Source organism: Streptomyces sp. NPDC014623 (genome assembly GCF_043088245.1).
Taxonomy (GTDB): domain Bacteria; phylum Actinomycetota; class Actinomycetes; order Streptomycetales; family Streptomycetaceae; genus Streptomyces.
Window position 1 is genome coordinate 447,096 of sequence record NZ_JBIBZU010000002.1, and the last position, 17,049, is coordinate 464,144.

At 71.2% G+C, this 17,049-nt stretch carries 12 protein-coding genes and 1 other RNA gene; 1 reads left to right on the forward strand and 12 read right to left on the reverse strand.

The annotated features are described in order from the left end of the window. Positions 1–179 precede the first annotated feature (179 nt). The 9 genes from ACF1FZ_RS06090 to ACF1FZ_RS06130 all read right to left on the reverse strand — a co-directional run bounded on the left by ACF1FZ_RS06090 (position 180) and on the right by ACF1FZ_RS06130 (position 13,417). Positions 180–1,613, reverse strand: coding sequence for an NAD-dependent malic enzyme (locus ACF1FZ_RS06090; protein WP_391772156.1), 1,434 nt, complete (start codon positions 1,611–1,613; stop codon positions 180–182). A gap of 449 nt (positions 1,614–2,062) precedes the next feature. Continuing rightward, on the reverse strand, positions 2,063–4,432 hold the full coding sequence (locus ACF1FZ_RS06095) for a HelD family protein (RefSeq protein WP_391772157.1): 2,370 nt from the start codon (positions 4,430–4,432) through the stop codon (positions 2,063–2,065). 134 nt (positions 4,433–4,566) lie between these two features. Continuing rightward, positions 4,567–5,193, reverse strand: coding sequence for a GNAT family N-acetyltransferase (locus ACF1FZ_RS06100; protein ID WP_391772158.1), 627 nt, complete (start codon positions 5,191–5,193; stop codon positions 4,567–4,569). Between the two features lie 20 nt (positions 5,194–5,213). Further along, complete coding sequence (locus ACF1FZ_RS06105) at positions 5,214–6,359, reverse strand: uroporphyrinogen-III synthase (RefSeq protein WP_391772159.1); 1,146 nt, start codon at positions 6,357–6,359, stop codon at positions 5,214–5,216. Positions 6,360–6,490: 131 nt separating this feature from the next. After that, on the reverse strand, positions 6,491–7,822 hold the full coding sequence (locus tag ACF1FZ_RS06110; RefSeq protein ID WP_391772160.1) for a nitrate/nitrite transporter: 1,332 nt from the start codon (positions 7,820–7,822) through the stop codon (positions 6,491–6,493). A gap of 150 nt (positions 7,823–7,972) precedes the next feature. Further along, positions 7,973–9,415, reverse strand: a complete 1,443-nt coding sequence (locus tag ACF1FZ_RS06115) for an acyltransferase family protein (RefSeq protein WP_391772161.1) — start codon at positions 9,413–9,415, stop codon at positions 7,973–7,975. After that, positions 9,412–11,628 (reverse strand): glycosyltransferase, encoded by a 2,217-nt coding sequence (locus ACF1FZ_RS06120; protein ID WP_391772162.1) that lies wholly within the window; start codon positions 11,626–11,628, stop codon positions 9,412–9,414. The genes ACF1FZ_RS06115 and ACF1FZ_RS06120 overlap by 4 nt, the downstream gene beginning before the upstream one ends. Then, on the reverse strand, positions 11,629–12,291 hold the full coding sequence (locus ACF1FZ_RS06125) for a hypothetical protein (RefSeq protein WP_391772163.1): 663 nt from the start codon (positions 12,289–12,291) through the stop codon (positions 11,629–11,631). 154 nt (positions 12,292–12,445) lie between these two features. Next, positions 12,446–13,417, reverse strand: a complete 972-nt coding sequence (locus ACF1FZ_RS06130) for a LysR family transcriptional regulator (RefSeq protein WP_391772164.1) — start codon at positions 13,415–13,417, stop codon at positions 12,446–12,448. Between the two features lie 84 nt (positions 13,418–13,501). Here ACF1FZ_RS06130 and ACF1FZ_RS06135 point away from each other — a divergent pair, with 84 nt between their 5' ends. After that, positions 13,502–14,722: an MFS transporter gene (locus ACF1FZ_RS06135; RefSeq protein ID WP_391772165.1), complete on the forward strand. Its 1,221-nt coding sequence runs from the start codon at positions 13,502–13,504 to the stop codon at positions 14,720–14,722. Between the two features lie 103 nt (positions 14,723–14,825). On the opposite strand, the gene ssrA is transcribed toward ACF1FZ_RS06135, so the two are convergent. The 3 genes from ssrA to ACF1FZ_RS06150 form a co-directional block, all read right to left on the reverse strand. Further along, positions 14,826–15,213: a transfer-messenger RNA gene (gene ssrA, locus ACF1FZ_RS06140) on the reverse strand. A gap of 137 nt (positions 15,214–15,350) precedes the next feature. Then, a complete protein-coding gene (smpB, locus tag ACF1FZ_RS06145) occupies positions 15,351–15,839 on the reverse strand; it encodes an SsrA-binding protein SmpB (protein WP_391772166.1) in 489 nt (162 codons plus the stop codon). Positions 15,840–15,857: 18 nt separating this feature from the next. Next, complete coding sequence (locus tag ACF1FZ_RS06150) at positions 15,858–17,045, reverse strand: S41 family peptidase (RefSeq protein WP_391772167.1); 1,188 nt, start codon at positions 17,043–17,045, stop codon at positions 15,858–15,860. Positions 17,046–17,049: the final 4 nt, after the last annotated feature.

Here is a 17,049-nt window from a genome sequence, read left to right on the forward strand (position 1 = left end):
CCGCAGCGGATGCCGGGCCTGTGGGGCTCGCTGCCCGCCCACCCTAAAGGGGCGTTTAGGACGCCGCGACCCGCGACGCGCCGGACGGAGCGCCCGGACGTGAGCTACGGCACCGTCCGCGGGGGCCGTGACCGGCTCCCGCGGACGACGCGCGAAAGAGCCGTCCGGGGATGACGGTCCTACGCGGGGTCGGGCGCCGCCTCGGCGGCTCCGGCCGCCTTCGCGGCCTCCCGCACGGCACCCGCGACGGCACCCGCGACCTTGTCGTTGAAGACCGACGGGATGATGTAGTTCGCGTTCACCTCGTCCTCCGCGACGACGTCGGCGAGGGCGCGCGCCGCGGCGAGCATCATCTCCGTGTTGACGGTGCGGGACTGGGCGTCCAGCAGACCGCGGAAGACACCCGGGAAGACCAGCACGTTGTTGATCTGGTTCGGGAAGTCGGACCGTCCGGTGGCGACGACGGCCGCCGTCTCGCGGGCGACCGCCGGGTCCACCTCGGGGTCCGGATTCGCGAGCGCGAACACGATCGCGCCCTCCGCCATGGCCGCGACGTCGGCGCCGTCCAGGACGTTGGGGGCGGAGACGCCGATGAAGACGTCGGAGCCGGCGACGGCCTGCTTGAGGGTGCCGGTGACGCCCTCGGGGTTGGTGTTGTCGGCGATCCAGCGCAGCGGCGACTCCGGGGTGGCGTCCACCAGGTCCTCGCGGCCCGCGTGCACCACGCCGTGGATGTCGGCGACGACCGTGTGCTTGACGCCTGCGGCGATGAGCAGCTTCAGGATGGCCGTACCGGCCGCTCCGGCACCGGACATGACGACGCGTACGTCGCCGATGGCCTTGCCCACGACGCGCAGCGCGTTGGTCAGCGCGGCCAGGACGACGATCGCGGTGCCGTGCTGGTCGTCGTGGAAGACCGGGATGTCCAGGGCCTCGCGCAGCCGTGCCTCGATCTCGAAGCAGCGGGGGGCGGAGATGTCCTCCAGGTTGATGCCCGCGAAGCCGGGGGCGATGGCCTTGACGATCTCGACGATCGCGTCGGTGTCCTGCGTGTCGAGGCAGATCGGCCAGGCGTCGATGCCCGCGAAACGCTTGAAGAGGGCCGCCTTGCCCTCCATCACGGGGAGCGACGCCATCGGACCGATGTTGCCCAGGCCGAGCACCGCCGAGCCGTCCGTGACCACCGCGACGGAGTTGCGCTTGATGGTGAGGCGGCGGGCGTCCTCGGGGTTCTCGGCGATCGCCATGCAGACCCGTGCCACACCCGGGGTGTAGATCATCGAGAGGTCGTCACGGTTGCGGATGGGGTGCTTGGACGCCATCTCGATCTTGCCGCCGAGGTGCATCAGGAACGTACGGTCGGAGACCTTGCCGAGGACGACGCCCTCGATGCCCCTCAGGCCCTCGACGATCTCGTCCGCGTGCGAGGTCGAGGAGGCCGCGATCGTGACGTCGATCCGCAGCTTCTCGTGACCCGAAGCGGTCACGTCGAGGCCTGTGACGGAGCCACCGGAGGACTCCACGGCCGTGGTGAGCTGGGAGACCGCTGTGCCGCTCGCGGGCACCTCCAGCCTGACCGTCATCGAGTACGAGACGCTGGGCGCCGTTGCCATGGCCGAGTCCTTCGCTTTTCTGAGCTTCGTTGCCGCACGCGAACAGGGTGGGCCCCGCACGTGCGTTCCGATCGTCGCACCTACCGACCAGTAGCAGTTAATGACTGCCACCTTTCGGAAAGTTTTTTCCACCATACGAGAAGTGTGCGCCTCGCGTCACCCCGGCCGGCTGTGAAATGCACGGGAGGGACACGGCGGGACCCGGGAAAACACAAACAGGCCCGCGTCACCAGCAGGTGACGCGGGCCTGTCTTCTTCCCGTCAGGTGACACCGGCCCGCCATGCTCGCCTCGCGGCAAGTGGTCGCTCGTAGCGACGAAGGTTGGGCCCGGGGGCTTGGATCGGGCCGGTGCCGTCTCCAGGCTAACAAACACCCCGGAGAAGTGACTCCCGTGCGACAGGCCGACTTGGGAAACCCGCCGCGCGCGGGCCGCCGGCAGGTCCCCCTCTCAGTCCCTCAGCAGGTCCGGGACACCGTCCTCGTCCGGCATGTCACGTCCCCCCGAGACCACGGTGAGCTGCTGCGTCGCCCGGGTGAGCGCCACGTACAGCACCCGCAGCCCCGCCGGTGACTCGTCGGCGATCTCCGCGGGAGAGACCACCACCGTGGCGTCGTACTCCAGGCCCTTCGCCTCCAGGCTGCCCAGCGCCACGACCCGCTCGCCGAGCTCCTCCAGCCAGCCACGGGCCTCGGCGCGACGGTTCATCGCGACGACCACACCGACAGTCCCGTCCACCTCCGCGAGGAGCCTGCGGGCCTCCTCACGGACCGTCGAGGCCAGGTCCTCGTCCCGCACCGTCTCGAAGCGGGGCTCGACGCCCGTCGAGCGGACCGCCCTCGGGGACTCCATCCCCGGCATGGCCAGCGCCAGCACCTTGGCCGCGAGCTCGGCGATCTCCGCCGGGTTGCGATAGTTCACGGTGAGGGTGAACCTGCGCCGCGGCCGGTTGCCGAGCGCCTCGTCACGCGCGGCGGCCGCCTCGTCCGGGTCCGACCAGGAGGACTGCGCCGCGTCGCCGACGATCGTCCAGGTGGCGTGCCGGCCACGGCGGCCGACCATCCGCCACTGCATCGGTGTCAGGTCCTGCGCCTCGTCGACGATGACGTGGGCGTACTCGGTGCGCTCCGCCGCCAGCCGGTCCGCCCGCTCGCGCTGCGTCTCCTCGCGCTGCGGCATCAGCTCCTCCAGGCCGGTGAGCTGGTCCAGCGGGTCCGCCTCCCGCTTCCTCCTCGGGCGGGCCGGGGTGCCGAGCAGGCTCTGCAGCTCGTCCAGGAGCGCCACGTCGTGGACGGAGAGCGGCCCCTTGCCGTCCTCGTCCAGCCGCTTCAGCGAACGGGCGAGACGGCGCACCTCGCCCTGGTTGAGGATCCGGCGGGCCCATCTGTTCAGCCGCCGCTCGTCGGACATCGCGGCCAGCACCCGGCGAGGGGTGAGCTCCGGCCACCAGGCGTTCAGGAAGGCGAGGAACGGGGTCTCGGTGGACACGTCCTCGTCGAAGGACGAACGCAGCTCCGCGACCAGCTCCGGGTCGGTGTAGCGGCCCCGGCCCGACGACTTGCTCCACAGGGCGTCCAGAAGCAGCTTGCGGGCGCGCGGGCGCAGCAGGTTGACCGGCGCCGTGCCGCCGAGGACGTTGTGCCGGATCCGCCGGAGCTCGTCCGCCTCCAGCTCGACGCGGGCGCCGAAGGCCACCACCCTCAGGCGGGTGGGCGTGCCCGGCGCGGCCGGGGCCTCTCCGAACTCCAGCTGCCCCTCCTGGGGAGCGGACGCGGGTGCGGGCTGTTCCAGCGCCCCGCGGGCGGCCTTGCGCAGCACGTGGAGCATCCGGGACGAGCCCTTGATCCGGGCGACGGCGGGTTCGTCGTACGTGGTCGCCCCCTCCGCCCCCGCGGCCTCGTCGGACAGCGAGCCGACCGCTCGGATCGCGACCTGGCCCTCCTCGCCGAGCGAGGGCAGCACCCCTTCGGTGTAGGCGACCAGAAGCGGGGTCGGCGAGACGACGAGGATGCCGCCCGCGTAGCGCCGCCGGTCCTGGTAGAGGAGGTACGCGGCCCGGTGCAGGGCCACCGCCGTCTTGCCGGTGCCGGGACCACCGGAGACCTCGGTGACGGAGGCGGCGGGAGCCCGGATCACCAGGTCCTGCTCGGCCTGGATCGACGAGACGATGTCCCGCATCGTGTGACTGCGGGCCTGGCCCAGCGCGGCCATCAGGGCGCCGTCACCGATGACGGGCAGCGCCTCGCCCTTCAGGGTGGCGGTCAGCTCCGGGCGCATCAGGTCGTCCTCGACCCCGAGAACCCTGCGGCCCTTGGACCGGATGACCCGACGGCGTACGACCCGCCCCGGGTCCTTCGGCGTCGAACGGTAGAACGGCGCGGCGGCCGGCGCCCGCCAGTCGATCACCAGCGGCGCGTAGTCGGAGTCGAGCACTCCTATGCGGCCGATGTGGAGGGTCTCCGCGATCTCCGCGGTGCTGTCCTCCCCCACGGCGTCGTCGGCCGCCTCCACGGAGGTGAAGGCACCGTCCGGGCCACGTTCGCCGTCCTTGCCGCGCAGCAGGTCGATCCGCCCGAACAGGAAGTCCTCGAACTCGCTGTTCAGCCGGTTGAGGTGAACTCCGGCACGGAAGACCTGCGCATCCCGTTCGGCGAGTGCCCCGGGGGTACCTACCTGACCCCGTTTGCCGGCGTCCTGCATGAGAAATTCCGCCTCGTCGATCTTCTCTTCGAGACGGCGGTAAACCCGGTCCAGATGTTCTTGTTCGACTCCGATTTCCCGGTCCCGCAACGAATCGACAGCGGCATCCTGCGCGGCCACCGAGGCCCCCTTCTGACGTGCATCGGGCAGCCGTCAACCGTACGCGAAAGGGGGGCCCGAGCGCACCTGCCACTCGGATCGCGAGGACGCGCCGGCCCCGACGGGCCGCTCGCGGCCTGTCGCCGCCTCGGGGGTCACGGGGAGGGAGGGGAGCCGTTCCCGCCCGTTTCCGGCCCCATGCCCCGGAAACGGGCCCGTCGGCGCTGCGGCGGGCCGTCGTGCAGGATGCGCTGGAACATCCGGTGGTCCTGCCACGCCCCGTTGATGTGGAGATAGCGCGGCGCCGTGCCGTAGAGCTCGAAGCCGCACTTCGCCAGCACGCGCTGCGAGGCCTCGTTGTCCACGACCGTCCCGGCCTCGATCCGGTGCAGGCCCAGGTCGTCCCGTGCCGCCTCGCAGACCCGGGTGACGGCGGCTGTGGCCAGACCACGGCCCGCCCGGCCGGCATCGACCCAGTAGCCGAGCCGGGCGTTGCGGAACGGCCCGCGCTCGATCGAGGCGAGGGTCATCGCCCCGACCACCCGGTCCTGGTCGTCGGCCAGCACCCAGGGCATCGCGCGCCCCGCGTCCCGGTCGGCCAGCAGGGCGGTCAGCCGCTGGACCTGGCCCTCGGGGGTGTAGAAGGCTTCGGGCCGCACGGGGTCCCAGCGCCGCATGTACGCGCGGTTGCGGGTCAGGGCCCCGGCGAACGACTCGGCGTCATCGAGGGCCGCGGGCCTCAGCCTGACGCCGTCCGCGAGAGGGTGGCTTCCGTTGCTCATCCCCGCACGCTACCGACCGTTCAGGAACCGTCGTACTTGGTGTCCGCCGCAGCGTCCAGCGCCAGCCGGTAGCCGCGCTTGACGACCGTCTGGATCAGTCTCGGCACCCCCAGTGCCGTACGCAGCCGGGCCATCGCCGTCTCCACCGCGTGCTCGTCGCTGCCGCTGCCGGGCAGCGCCCGCAGCAGGTCGGCGCGGGAGACCACCCAGCCCGGCCTGCGCGCCAGCGTGTGCAGCAGGGCCATGCCGGCCGGCGGGACCGGGCGCAGGGCGCCGTCGAGCAGCACCGCGTGGCCGCGGATCTCGACCCGGTGCCCGGCGACGGGGAGCACACGGGCCCGGGCCGGCAGCTGGGCGCAGAGCACCTGGACGAGCGGGCCCAGCCGGAAGCGCTCGGGCTGGACGGTGTCGATGCCCTTGGCCTGCAGCGGCAGAGCCGTGACCGGTCCGACGCAGGCGGTGACGACGTCATGGCCCAGGGCGTCCAGCACCTCGGGGAGCATGCCGCGCGCCTCCGCCCGGTTCAGGTAGGAGGCGGCGGCGGGGGCGCTGGTGAAAGTGACGGCGTCCAGGCCACGGGCGGCGGTGACGTCGAGCATGCGGTCGAGCGGAGCGATGTCCTCCGGGGGCATCCACCGGTAGACGGGTACGCCGACGACTTCGGCGCCCGCCGCCCGGAGCGACTCGACGAAGCCGGGCAGCGGATCACCGTGCAGCTGGAGGGCGATCCGGCGACCCGACACACCCTCCCCCAGCAGCCGGTCCAGCACTTCGGCCATCGACTCCGACTGCGGCGACCACGCCTCGGTGAGCCCGGCCGCCCGGATGGCGCCCTTGACCTTCGGGCCGCGGGCGAGCAGTTCGATGCCTCCCAGCAGTTCGAGGAGCCCGTCACCGATGCCCCACCCGTCGGCGGCCTCCACCCAGCCCCTGAAACCGATGGCGGTGGTCGCGATCACGACGTCGGGCGCGTGGCCGATCAGTTCCTTGGTGGCGGCCAGGAGTTCGCTGTCGTCCGCGAGCGGCACGATCCGCAGTGCGGGCGCGTGCAGGACCGCGGCCCCCCTGCGCGTGAGGAGCGTGCCGAGCTCCTCGGCGCGACGGGCTGCGGTCACCCCGACCGTGAAGCCCGCCAGGGGCCCGTGCTGTGCGTCGTCGTCGTGCATGGCGTTGATACCCGGCTCTCGTCCCGCTGTTGCTCGATGGTGCGGAGGACCGAGACTGTCAACCCTGCGTGACAGTCTCGGTTCACTTGTATTTCCCGCCCGTTACGTCCTGCGACACCCGGGGGCCGTCCTCATACCTCGGCATAGCTGAGCTGGGGCTTCGCGGCCACCGTTTCGGTACGCCGAAGGTATACCGCCCACGTGAGGGTGAAGCAGACGGCGTAGAAGCCGAGGAAGCACCAGAAGGCCGCCGTCCCGGCGCCCGATGCCTCGAAGGACTGGCGGAACGCGAGGTTGATCGCGAGACCGCCCAGCGCCCCGATCGCTCCGATGAGCCCCATGGCCGCGCCGGAGAGCCGTCGTCCGTACGCCGCGGCCCCCTCGCCACGCAGGCCCTTGGCGAGCCCCTGCGCGTGGAAGATGCCCGGGATCATCTTGAACGTGGAACCGTTGCCCAGTCCCGTCAGCACGAACAACGCGATGAAACCGACGAGGAACACCGTCAGGGACTCGGTGCCGGAGGCGTACACGACGACACCGGTCGCGACGGCCATGGCCGCGAAGTTCCACAGGGTGATCCGGGCACCGCCGTACCGGTCGGCGAGCCAGCCGCCCGCGGGCCGGATCAGGGAGCCGAGCAGCGGACCGATGAAGGTGAGCGAGGCGGCCTGCAGCGGGGTCCGGCCGAACTGGGTCTGCAGGACGAGTCCGAAGGCGAAGCTGTAGCCGATGAACGAGCCGAAGGTGCCGATGTAGAGCACCGCCATGATCCAGGTGTGCGGCTCGCGTGCGGCCTGGAGCGCCGCCCCGGTGTCGTTCTGGACGGGCCGGAGGTTGTCCATCCCGAGCGCGGCGCCGAGCGCGGCGACGATGATCAGCGGCAGGTACACCCCGAGCACGATCCGCGGGTGCGCGGCGCCCGCCGTACCGATCACCAGAAGCCCGATGAGCTGGACCACCGGGACGCCGATGTTGCCGCCGCCCGCGTTGAGGCCGAGCGCCCAGCCCTTCTTGCGCAGCGGGAAGAAGGCGTTGATGTTCGTCATCGACGAGGCGAAGTTGCCCCCTCCGATGCCGGTCAGCGCGGCGACGACGAGGAACGTGGTGTACGGGGTGCCGGGCTCCATCACCCAGAAGGCGGCGACGGTCGGCAGCAGGAGCGACAGCGCGCTGAAGACCGTCCAGTTGCGCCCGCCGAACACCGCGACCGCGAAGGTGTAGGGCACCCTGACGACGGCGCCGACCAGGGTGGCCGTGGAGATCAGGAAGAACTTGCCGGCCGGGTCGATGCCGTACTCCGGCCCCATGAACAGGACCATCACGGACCACAGGGACCAGACCGAGAACCCGATGTGCTCCGAGAGCACGGAGAACCACAGGTTCCTCCGCGCGGTCCTCTCGCCCGTCCCGCGCCAGAAGGCCTCGTCCTCCGGGTCCCACTGCTCGATCCAACGTCCGGCCATCACGCGCCTCCACAGGGGTCGGGGTGTTGTCCTGCCGACGCTAGGGAGCCCGCGTTTCGGTACGGTGCCGTGAGGTGACCGGTGCGCAACCTTGCTCTCACTCGGCTGCCGGGGGTGCGGTGAGCCGGGCCCTCCGCACCCCTCGCCAGGTCAGGCCCGGCGCGTCCGCTGCGCCCCGTTCGGCCACAGACGCGGCCGGCGTTTGGCGGCGACGTCCTCGACCCATCCGAACGCCAGGATCGCGAGCCCGATCAGCGGCCAGACAGCGAGCAGGACCAGCACTTCGTACGACCGTTCCAGGTACGTGTCGAACGTGTCGCCGAACCACGGCACGGACCACAGCTCGTCGACGAGGTGCGCGGCGGCCATCAGCAGCAGGTTGTGCCACAGATAGATCGTCACGGCCCTGTTGTTGGCCAGGGTGACCAGGCTGTCCCACCCGGCGAGCCTGCTGGGGAGCTTCTGCCAGGACGGGGCGTAGATCAGGAGGACCGCGCAGAAGCCGAGCGACCAGGTGGCCTGGGCGAGCGGGATCTCGTCCAGGTTCCAGCCCTCCGCGGTGAGGTGCCCGGAGGCCCACCACAGGCCGAAGCCCATGAGGATCGCGGCGGCCGAGACCGCCAGGTAGCGCGGGATCTCCTTCAGCAGTCCGTCGTGGTGGGCGAAGCCCAGGACCCAGCAGGAGCCGAACACGGCGAAGTCGACGAGCCCTTCGCCGAAGTCGCCGGGGACCGTCACGAGGCCGGTGCCGATCACTGCGGTGAGGGCGACCGGGGCGAGCAGCGTGACCCACGGCAGCCTGCGGAAGGCCTTGAGCAGCAGCGGGGAGGCGAGCACGAACCAGAGGTAGGCCCGGAGGTACCAGAGAGGCCCGGCCGCCTGGTCCGCCCAGGTCAGCTCCAGCCATCCGCCGGCCGAACCGCTCTCCCCGGGATACGGGGGCGAGCCGACCGGGAAGAGATAACTGCCGATCCTGATGAACCACCACAGCCCCTCCTCCCGGACGGGCTTCCAGCTCAGCGCGAACATCACCGGCACGACGATCAGCGCGAACGCCCACAGCGGGGGGAGCAGCCTGCGCAGCCGGCTGCGGATGACGCTTCCCGCCGGCCGGGCCAGCGAGCGGGCCATCAGTGAACCGGCCAGGGCGAACATCACGCCCATGGACGGGAAGAGGACGGTCAGCCAGGCCCAGCCGAAGAGGTGGAAGACGACGACCCGGACGAGGGCCACGGCCCTGAGCAGGTCGAGGTAGCGGTCCCGCCCCGGCTCGGCACGGGGCGCGGGGGCCCCGTGACCGGTCTCCGGGACCGCGGGTGCGCGTTCCGGGTACGCCGCGGGGAGGGGGGCGGTGGGATGGAGTCCGTGCTCCTCCGGGTACGCCGCGGGTCCGGAGGCGGGCGGAACGGGCAGCGGCGCGGTGTGCGCGGCACCGGTGTGCGCCGGATGGGCGCTGCCCCGCGGCGACGGTGCCCAGGAACCGGAACGGGGTGGCGAAGTGCCGTCGGAGGGCGGCCGGGCGGTGTCGGAGGACGCCCAGGGGCCGAAGTCGCGTCCGGGGCCGTCCTGCCGGGGCCGGTCGGGGTAGGTCATGCCACCGGCCTCCGGTCCCTGTTCATGTCCATGTCCTTGTCCTTGTCCTTGCGACGGGCCGGTGTGCCGCCGGGCGCTTCCACCACACCCGTACGCCGCAGCTTCTGCCAGCGCAGCCGGCCGCCGGTGAGAGCGGTGATCCAGGACTGGAGCAGCACGACGTACATCAGCTGCCGGTAGAGGATCTGCTGGAGCGGCAGGGAGATCAGATGGGTCATGCGCTCCCGGTCGAGCCGGAAGGCGTACGCGGCGCAGACGGCCTGCACCAGCAGGACTCCGAACCAGGCCGCGACCGTCTTGCCCGTCGGGCCGAAGACCAGCCCGTACAGCAGGAAGACGTCGATGAGGGGCGCCAGCAGCGGGGCGACGACCATGAACAGGGAGACGAACGGCAGTCCCACCCGTCCGAAGCGGCCCGAGGGCCCCCGCTCGACGACCGCACGGCGGTGCTTCCAGATGGCCTGCATCGTGCCGTACGACCACCGGTAGCGCTGCGACCACAGCTGCTGCACGGACTCGGGGGCCTCGGTCCAGGCCCGGGCGTTCTCCGCGTAGACGACGCGCCAGCCGTCGCGGTGCAGCGCCATGGTGACATCGGTGTCCTCGGCGAGGGTGTCCTCGCTCATGCCGCCGATCCGGTCCAGCGCGTCCCGGCGGAAGGCGCCGACCGCGCCGGGGATGGTGGGCATGCAGCCCAGGAGGTCGTACATCCTGCGGTCGAGGTTGAAGCCCATCACGTACTCGATGTGCTGCCAGGCGCCGATCAGCGAGTCGCGGTTGCCGACCTTGGCATTGCCCGCGACCGCTCCGACCCGGCGGTCGGCGAACGGCTGCACGAGCTCGCGCACCGTGGAGGGTTCGAAGACCGTGTCGCCGTCCATCATCACGACGATGTCGTAACGGGCGTGCGCGATGCCGTTGTTGAGGGCCGCGGGTTTGCCCGCGTTGCGCTGGCGCACGACACGGACGTTCGGTATCCACATCGCTTCGACGAGGTCGGCCGTGCCGTCCGTCGAGCCGTCGTCGATGACGACGACCTCGATCGGGTAGTCACTGGCCACCAGCGACCGCACGGTGGCCTCGATGCACTCACGCTCGTTGTACGCGGGGACGAGGACCGACACGGGCCGGGTGAACGGCTCCCCCCAGCTGAAGCCCTTGCGGCGCACCTTCCTGGCGTGCAGGAAGGAGAGCAGCAGCATCAGCCCGAAGCGGACCATCACCAGGACGCCGATGGCCGCGAGGCCGACCACCAGGACGCCGGTGACGTGCTCGGAGATCTCCACCGCCCCGATGAACGCCTTGCCCTTCCAGAGCGCGAAACCGGTGACCGGGGTGTGCGCGCTGGGGGCGCCGAGCGCCGAGGTCAGGTTGGTGAAGTCGTAACCCCTCTCCTGCATCTGCGGCAGGAACCTCCCCAGGGCGGCCACGGTCTGGGACCGGTCGCCTCCGGAGTCGTGCATCAGGATGACGGCGCCCTCGCCGCCCTCCGGCGTGGCGCGCTCGATGATCGCGTCGACGCCGGGGCGCTTCCAGTCCTCACTGTCGGTGTTGTTCACGACGGTGAGGTAGCCGCGGCTGCCGATGTACTGCGTGACCGGCCAGGACTTGTCGTCCATGGCGTCGGAGAACGAGGAGTACGGCGGCCGGAAGAGAGAGGTGCGGATGCCGGCCGCGCCCGCCAGCACCAGTTGGTTCTGGGAGAGCTCCCAGTCGATGCGGCTGGTCGTCTGGAAGGAGAGGTCGGGGTGGTTGAAGGTGTGCAGCCCGATCTCGTGCCCCTCGTCGACCATCCGCTGCACGAGGTCCGGGTAGCGCGAGGCCATGGTGCCCGTGACGAAGAAGACGCCGCGCGCGTCGTGTTTCTTCAGCTCGTCCAGGACCCGCGGGGTCCAGACCGGGTCGGGGCCGTCGTCGAAGGTCAGGACGATCTTGTGGTCGGGTATCCAGAGCGTTTCGGCGGCCTCGCCCGTCCTGCGGGCGTCGATGACCGGACCGCCTTCGAGCACGTCGTCCGGCACCTGGGTGGTGGGGGCCGGGGCCTGGACCCGGTGGTCCGCGAGGATCTCGCTGTGCACGTATCCGCGCAGCATGAGCATGGCGAGCAGGGCCACGAGAAGGAACGACGGAAGCAGGTAGCGCATGGGAATTCTGCGCCTGGGAGCCCGCTTCTTCCTCCGGTGGTGCCTGCCCCGGGAAACGGGGGTTGTCATCTACTGAGCGCCTTCTTGTGGTTGCACCGGTGATTGCGAGGGCTCCGGGGACGCCGGCGGGCTCTCTTCGACGGGCTGCTCGGGGGTGACCGCCGGGGACGGCTCACCGGTCGGCTGCCCGGAGACGGAGTCGTCCGGAGCGGGGGCCGAAGAAGTGGTGTCCCGGGCGGGCCCGTCGGCCACGGAGGCCGAGGCGCTCGTGCCGGGCTCGGCCTGCCGGGGCGCCGAGGCGCCGTCCGGCGCGGAGACTTCGGCAGCGGCGGGGGCCGGGGCGGAGGCGCCGGGCGTGGCCCCGGGGCTCTCCGACACGACATCGCCGCTGGGGGCGGGCCGCACCTCGATCTCTTCCGCGCGCTTCTCCTGCTGCCCGGACAGCGGCAGCCAGGGGGCGGTGGAGTTCCCGCCGAGCACGGCGACCACGAGCGTCACCGCGTACACGGCGCAGATCGCGGCGAGCACCCAGCCCACCCGCCTGTACGTCTTGCTGCGGCGACCGCTCTCGTCGACGAACACCGGGCCGTCGGAAGGGTCCGGCGGGCTGGGTATGAAAGGCAGTTCGGAGAGCTGACGTCCCAGTCCGTCCAGTTGGACGGTGACGTCGTTCGGCTCATGCGTGTGCCCGGTCCGGGTACCTTCGCGCCAATTTTCCACAGGTGCTCGCACTTCCCCCACTCAATGAGACAGGCGCGCGGGAAATGACTGGAACTTTGCTGTCGGACCGGGCCCCCACCCGTCCGCGCGCCACCTGCCACCGCGCACCCGAAGCACTGAATGTAGCGCACGACAGCGCCGTACAGAGGGCGGTATCAGTTGTTGTTCATGAACAGTGACCCATGAGTGATGCATCTGCGTCAGGCAGCCAGGACATCGATGGCCGTACCATCCATCCTTCCCTTCCTGCGAGTTCGTCCACCGCGGCCCGCAGGGCGGCCAGGCCCGGGTGGTCGTCCCCCTTCCGCCACACCATCAGCAGCGGGGAGAGCGGCACCGGCCGCACGAGCGGCCGCAGCACCGTGCCCGGCAGCGGCGGGAAGCCGACGACAGCCAGGACGGGGTTCCCTGTCTTCGCCATGACCCGCTGGAATTCGGCCACTCCCACGGCGAGCGGGGCCGGTGGGGCCAGGACGACGTCCCACTCCGCGAAAAGCGCGCTCGCGAGATCCGTCCACTCCAGGGTGCGCGCGTTGCCCGCCCCCGCGTAGACGGTCTCACCGGTGAGGTCGCTCATGGCGACCGTCTCACGCCCTGCCAGAGGGTGACCGTGCGGCAGGAGAACAGCCATCGGTTCGTACCGCACCGGCTGTACGGACAGTCGGGCGAGCGTGGCGGGACCGAGTCCTGCGGCCCGCCCGAAGGTGACGTCGAGCCGGCCGGCGAGCACCTCGCCGGCCGCCCAGGCCAGTCCGCTCTCGAAGCGCGCCATCAGCTCGCACTCCGGCGCGAGCTCCCGCGCACGGGCCAGCACCCTGGCCGCTGTCATCCCGTCGGTGTTCAGATCGACGAGCAGCGGGCGGTCCGCCGGGTCCGCGAAGGCAGCGGAGAGTGCCGCGTGCGCCTCGAGCACCCGGCGGGCGTGCGGAAGGAGGCGCTCCCCGTCCGGAGTGAGCGACACCTGCCGGGTGGTCCGGATGAAGAGCTCCCGGCGCAGCTCGCGCTCCAGCCGGCGGATGTCCCGGCTCAGCGCCTGCTGCGCCACGTAGAGCCGGCCGGCGGCGCGGGTGAAGTGCAGTTCCTCGGCCACGGCGACGAAGGCGCGCAGGAGGCGGGGATCGGTGTCGGAGGCGGGCACACGGGCAATTCAACAACAGAAACGCGTGAATGGGCCCGGAGCAGGTGTTGGACGCCGTGAACCGCACGGTCCGAGGGTGGACGCGTGCCCCACGAGACGGCCGTTCCGGCCCACGCCGTTCCCCAGCCCGCCACCACCCCGTCCAATCCGTATCTCCGGCTGCTCGCCACCCCCGGAGCACGTGCGTTCACCGCGGGCAACCTCCTCGCGAGGCTGCCCATGGGGATGTTCAGCGTCAGCGCCGTCATCATGATCGCCGGGGCACACGGTTCGTACGCCCTGGCCGGGGCGGTCACCGCGACCGGTCTGGCCGCGACCGCCGTGGTCGCCCCCTGGACCGCGCGTCTCGTCGACCGGCACGGCCAGGCCAGGATCGCGGTGCCCGCCACCGCGGTCGCGGTGCTCGGCTCACTGGCCCTGGTGCTCTGCGTGCACCACGACGCACCGGTCTGGACGCTCTTCGCCGCCTACGCCGCGACGGCCACCACCCCGAACACCGGTGGCATGTCGCGGGCCCGCTGGGCCCACCTGCACCGGGGCGACCCGGACGCCCTGCACATCGCGAACTCCTTCGAACAGGCCGCCGACGAACTGTGCTTCATGCTCGGCCCGGTCCTCGCCGCGTCCCTGTGCGGGGCGCTCTTCCCCGAAGCCGGCACACTCACCGGCGCGCTCCTGCTCATGACGGGTGTCCTGATCTTCGCCGCACAGCGTGCGACCGAACCCCCGGTAACACCCCGTACGACGGCCGCCACCCCGTTCCGCAACCCCGGCATGCCCGCCCTGCTGCTCGTCTTCCTGGCCACGGGGGCGGTGTTCGGGTCGATGGAGGTCGTCTCCATCGCCCACGCGGGGGGCGCCGTCCTGGCCCTCCAGGCCGCCGGTTCCTGCGCGGCGGGGCTGGTCTACGGTTCGCTGCGCCCCGCCGGGAACGTGCACCGCAGGCTGCTGTTCTGCCTGGCCTGCATGACGGCCCTGATGTCCCTGCCCCTGCTGGCCGCGAGCACGACCGATGCGCTGCCGGTGCTGGCCGGCTGCCTGCTGCTGGCCGGGGCGGCCACGGCCCCCACCATGGTCACCGGCATGACCCTGGTCCAGCGCTTCACTCCCGCCGGACAGCTGAACGAGGGCATGACGCTCGCCGTCACCGCCCTGCTGGGCGGCATCGCGGCGGGCTCGGCGGCCGGCGGCTGGCTGGTGGAGCATGCCGGTACGGCCACGGGGTACACGGCGCCGATGTGTGCGGCGGGCCTGGCCCTGGCCGTCGCGGCGACGGCGCACGCGGCGCGGTGCCGGTCGGCGTGATGAGGCGCCGCAGCGGAACGGCTCCCCGGCCCGCAGCGCGGGCCCGGGCATGAAAAAGCCTCCGCCCCGCGAGAGGACTCGCGGGACGGAGGCTTACATGGGGTTGTGGAGATGGCGGGAATCGAACCCGCGTCCAACGGTGCGGAACCAGGGCTTCTCCGAGTGCAGTTCGCTATGCTTTTCTCGGCCCCGGAGGTCACGCGAACAAGCCTCCGACAGGCCCAGTCACTGTTTGATTTCCTTCTGGGCCCCGTGACCGGGCTCAGAAGTTTAGATCCCTAGTTGATGCCAGGATCCGGGTCGGGATCACTCCCGGGCTGACACTCCGCAGAGTCTTCGCTTAGCTGCTAGTTAGGCAGCGAGGGCGAAGGCGGAGGAATCGCGCTTGGAATTGGCGATTATTGTTTGCGACATATGGTTTACGAGATCATTGCCGCTTCCTCGACTCGCTTCCCCTGCTTCGACATCCGCTGTCGAAACCGATCATCCCCATGTTGCTGTATTTAATTTACAACATTTCAAACCGCGCACCTTCTGTGAGGTGCACGGCCCATCGTACGTGACCAACGCACGCGGATGCCACTGTATTCCGGCGGCTCCGGCGCGGGCGCCCCGGGCCGGGTGGCCGCTAGCCCTGGCGCTGGCGCCGGCGGGCCGCCGCGATCGCGCGGTTCGTCTCCCGCGTGTCCTGCTTCTCGCGCAGCGTCTGGCGCTTGTCGTACTCCTTCTTGCCCTTGGCGAGCGCGATCTCGACCTTGACTCGGCCGTCCTTGAAGTACAGGGCGAGCGGCACGATCGTGTGGCCGGTCTCCTGGGACTTGGACGCCAGCTTGTCGATCTCGGCCCGGTGCAGGAGCAGCTTCCGCTTGCGCTTGGCCGCGTGGTTGGTCCACGTGCCCTGCACGTACTCCGGGACGTGGATGTTGTGCAGCCACGCCTCCCCGTCGTCGATCTGGACGAAGCCGTCGACCAGCGACGCCCTGCCCATCCGCAGCGACTTGACCTCCGTGCCCATCAGCACGAGCCCGCACTCGTAGGTGTCGAGGACGTGGTAGTCGTGCCGCGCCTTCTTGTTCTGCGCAATCATCTTGCGCCCGGTGTCTTTTTCCTTGGCCATAGTGCGGTCATTTTCGCACTACGACCCACCCCCGAGGCCACTCAATACCGTCTCGCCCCGCTCCTGGGCCTCCGGACCCGCCCCGACGTCCGGCGTGATGCCGCTTCCCTCGACGCTGCGGCCCGCCGGAGTGCGGTAGTGCCCGACGGTCAGCTCGGCCACCGAGCCGCCCGGGAGCTTGCTGGGCATCTGCACCGCCCCCTTGCCGTAGGTCCGTGAACCGACGGTCACGGCCCTCCCACGGTCCTGCAGCGCACCGGTCAGCAGTTCGGCGGCGCTCATCGTGCCGCCGTCCACCAGGACGACCAGAGGCCGGCCGGTGTCCCCGCCGGGCTCGGCGTACAGGGCGCGCTCCTCGCCGTGCACGTCGTAGGTGGCGACGAGCCCGCCGTCCAGGAAGGCCGAGGAGGCGGTGACGGCCTCACTGACCAGACCGCCCGCGTTGGCCCGGAGGTCCAGGAGGATCCCGGCGTCCCCGGGTGCCCCGTCGACGGCGTCGCGGACCTCGGTGCCGGAACCCTTGGTGAATGCGGCGACCTTGATCAGCACGGCGGAGGAAGGGCTCCGCCCCAGGCGCCGGACACTCACCGGGTCCACGCTGAGCCGGGCCCGGCGCAGGGTCGTGGTCCAGGAGCGGCTGCCACGGCTGAGTCCGAGGACCACGGTCGAGCCCTCGGCCGCCTTCGTGCGGTCCCCGCGCAGCAGCGCGACCACTTCGGCGACGGGCCGCCTCCCGACCGTACGGCCGTCCACCGTGCGCAGCAGGTCGCCCTTGCGCACGCCCGCCCGGTCGGCCGGGCCACCGGGCTGGACCCCGGACACGGTGACCTCCCCGCGGGCCGAGCGGCGGGCGGAGATCCCCACCCCGGTGTACGAGCCGTCGAGGGCCTGCTCGAACTCCTCGTACTCCCGCTCGTCGTACACCGCGCCCCAACGGTCGCCGCTGCGGCTGACGACCTCTTCCGCGGCGTCCGTGCCCGACTTCCCGGCGGCCTCCGCCTCGGCGATCGCGTCCGCGATCTCCTCACGGTCCACGGAACCGAGGGCGGAGGACACCGAACGTGCGTTTATCTCCGTGCCGGTGCCGTCCTCACGGGGCAGCGACCCGGTGGCCGCAGCGGTCACCAGCACGCTCGCGAACACCAACGTCAGGGCCGCCCCGCGGCAGAGACCGCGGGGTTTCACATGGTACGTACGGCCCAGCATGTGG

Excerpts from the sequence above, each read along its gene's own strand:
- ACF1FZ_RS06090 (WP_391772156.1), bottom strand. The coding sequence starts at position 1,613 with ATGGCAACGGCGCCCAGCGTCTCGTACTCGATGACGGTCAGGCTGGAG.
- ACF1FZ_RS06105 (WP_391772159.1), bottom strand. The coding sequence starts at position 6,359 with ATGCACGACGACGACGCACAGCACGGGCCCCTGGCGGGCTTCACGGTC.
- ACF1FZ_RS06110 (WP_391772160.1), bottom strand. The coding sequence starts at position 7,822 with ATGGCCGGACGTTGGATCGAGCAGTGGGACCCGGAGGACGAGGCCTTC.
- ACF1FZ_RS06100 (WP_391772158.1), bottom strand. The coding sequence starts at position 5,193 with ATGAGCAACGGAAGCCACCCTCTCGCGGACGGCGTCAGGCTGAGGCCC.
- ACF1FZ_RS06150 (WP_391772167.1), bottom strand. The coding sequence starts at position 17,045 with ATGCTGGGCCGTACGTACCATGTGAAACCCCGCGGTCTCTGCCGCGGG.
- ACF1FZ_RS06115 (WP_391772161.1), bottom strand. The coding sequence starts at position 9,415 with ATGACCTACCCCGACCGGCCCCGGCAGGACGGCCCCGGACGCGACTTC.
- ACF1FZ_RS06120 (WP_391772162.1), bottom strand. The coding sequence starts at position 11,628 with ATGACAACCCCCGTTTCCCGGGGCAGGCACCACCGGAGGAAGAAGCGG.
- smpB (WP_391772166.1), bottom strand. The coding sequence starts at position 15,839 with ATGGCCAAGGAAAAAGACACCGGGCGCAAGATGATTGCGCAGAACAAG.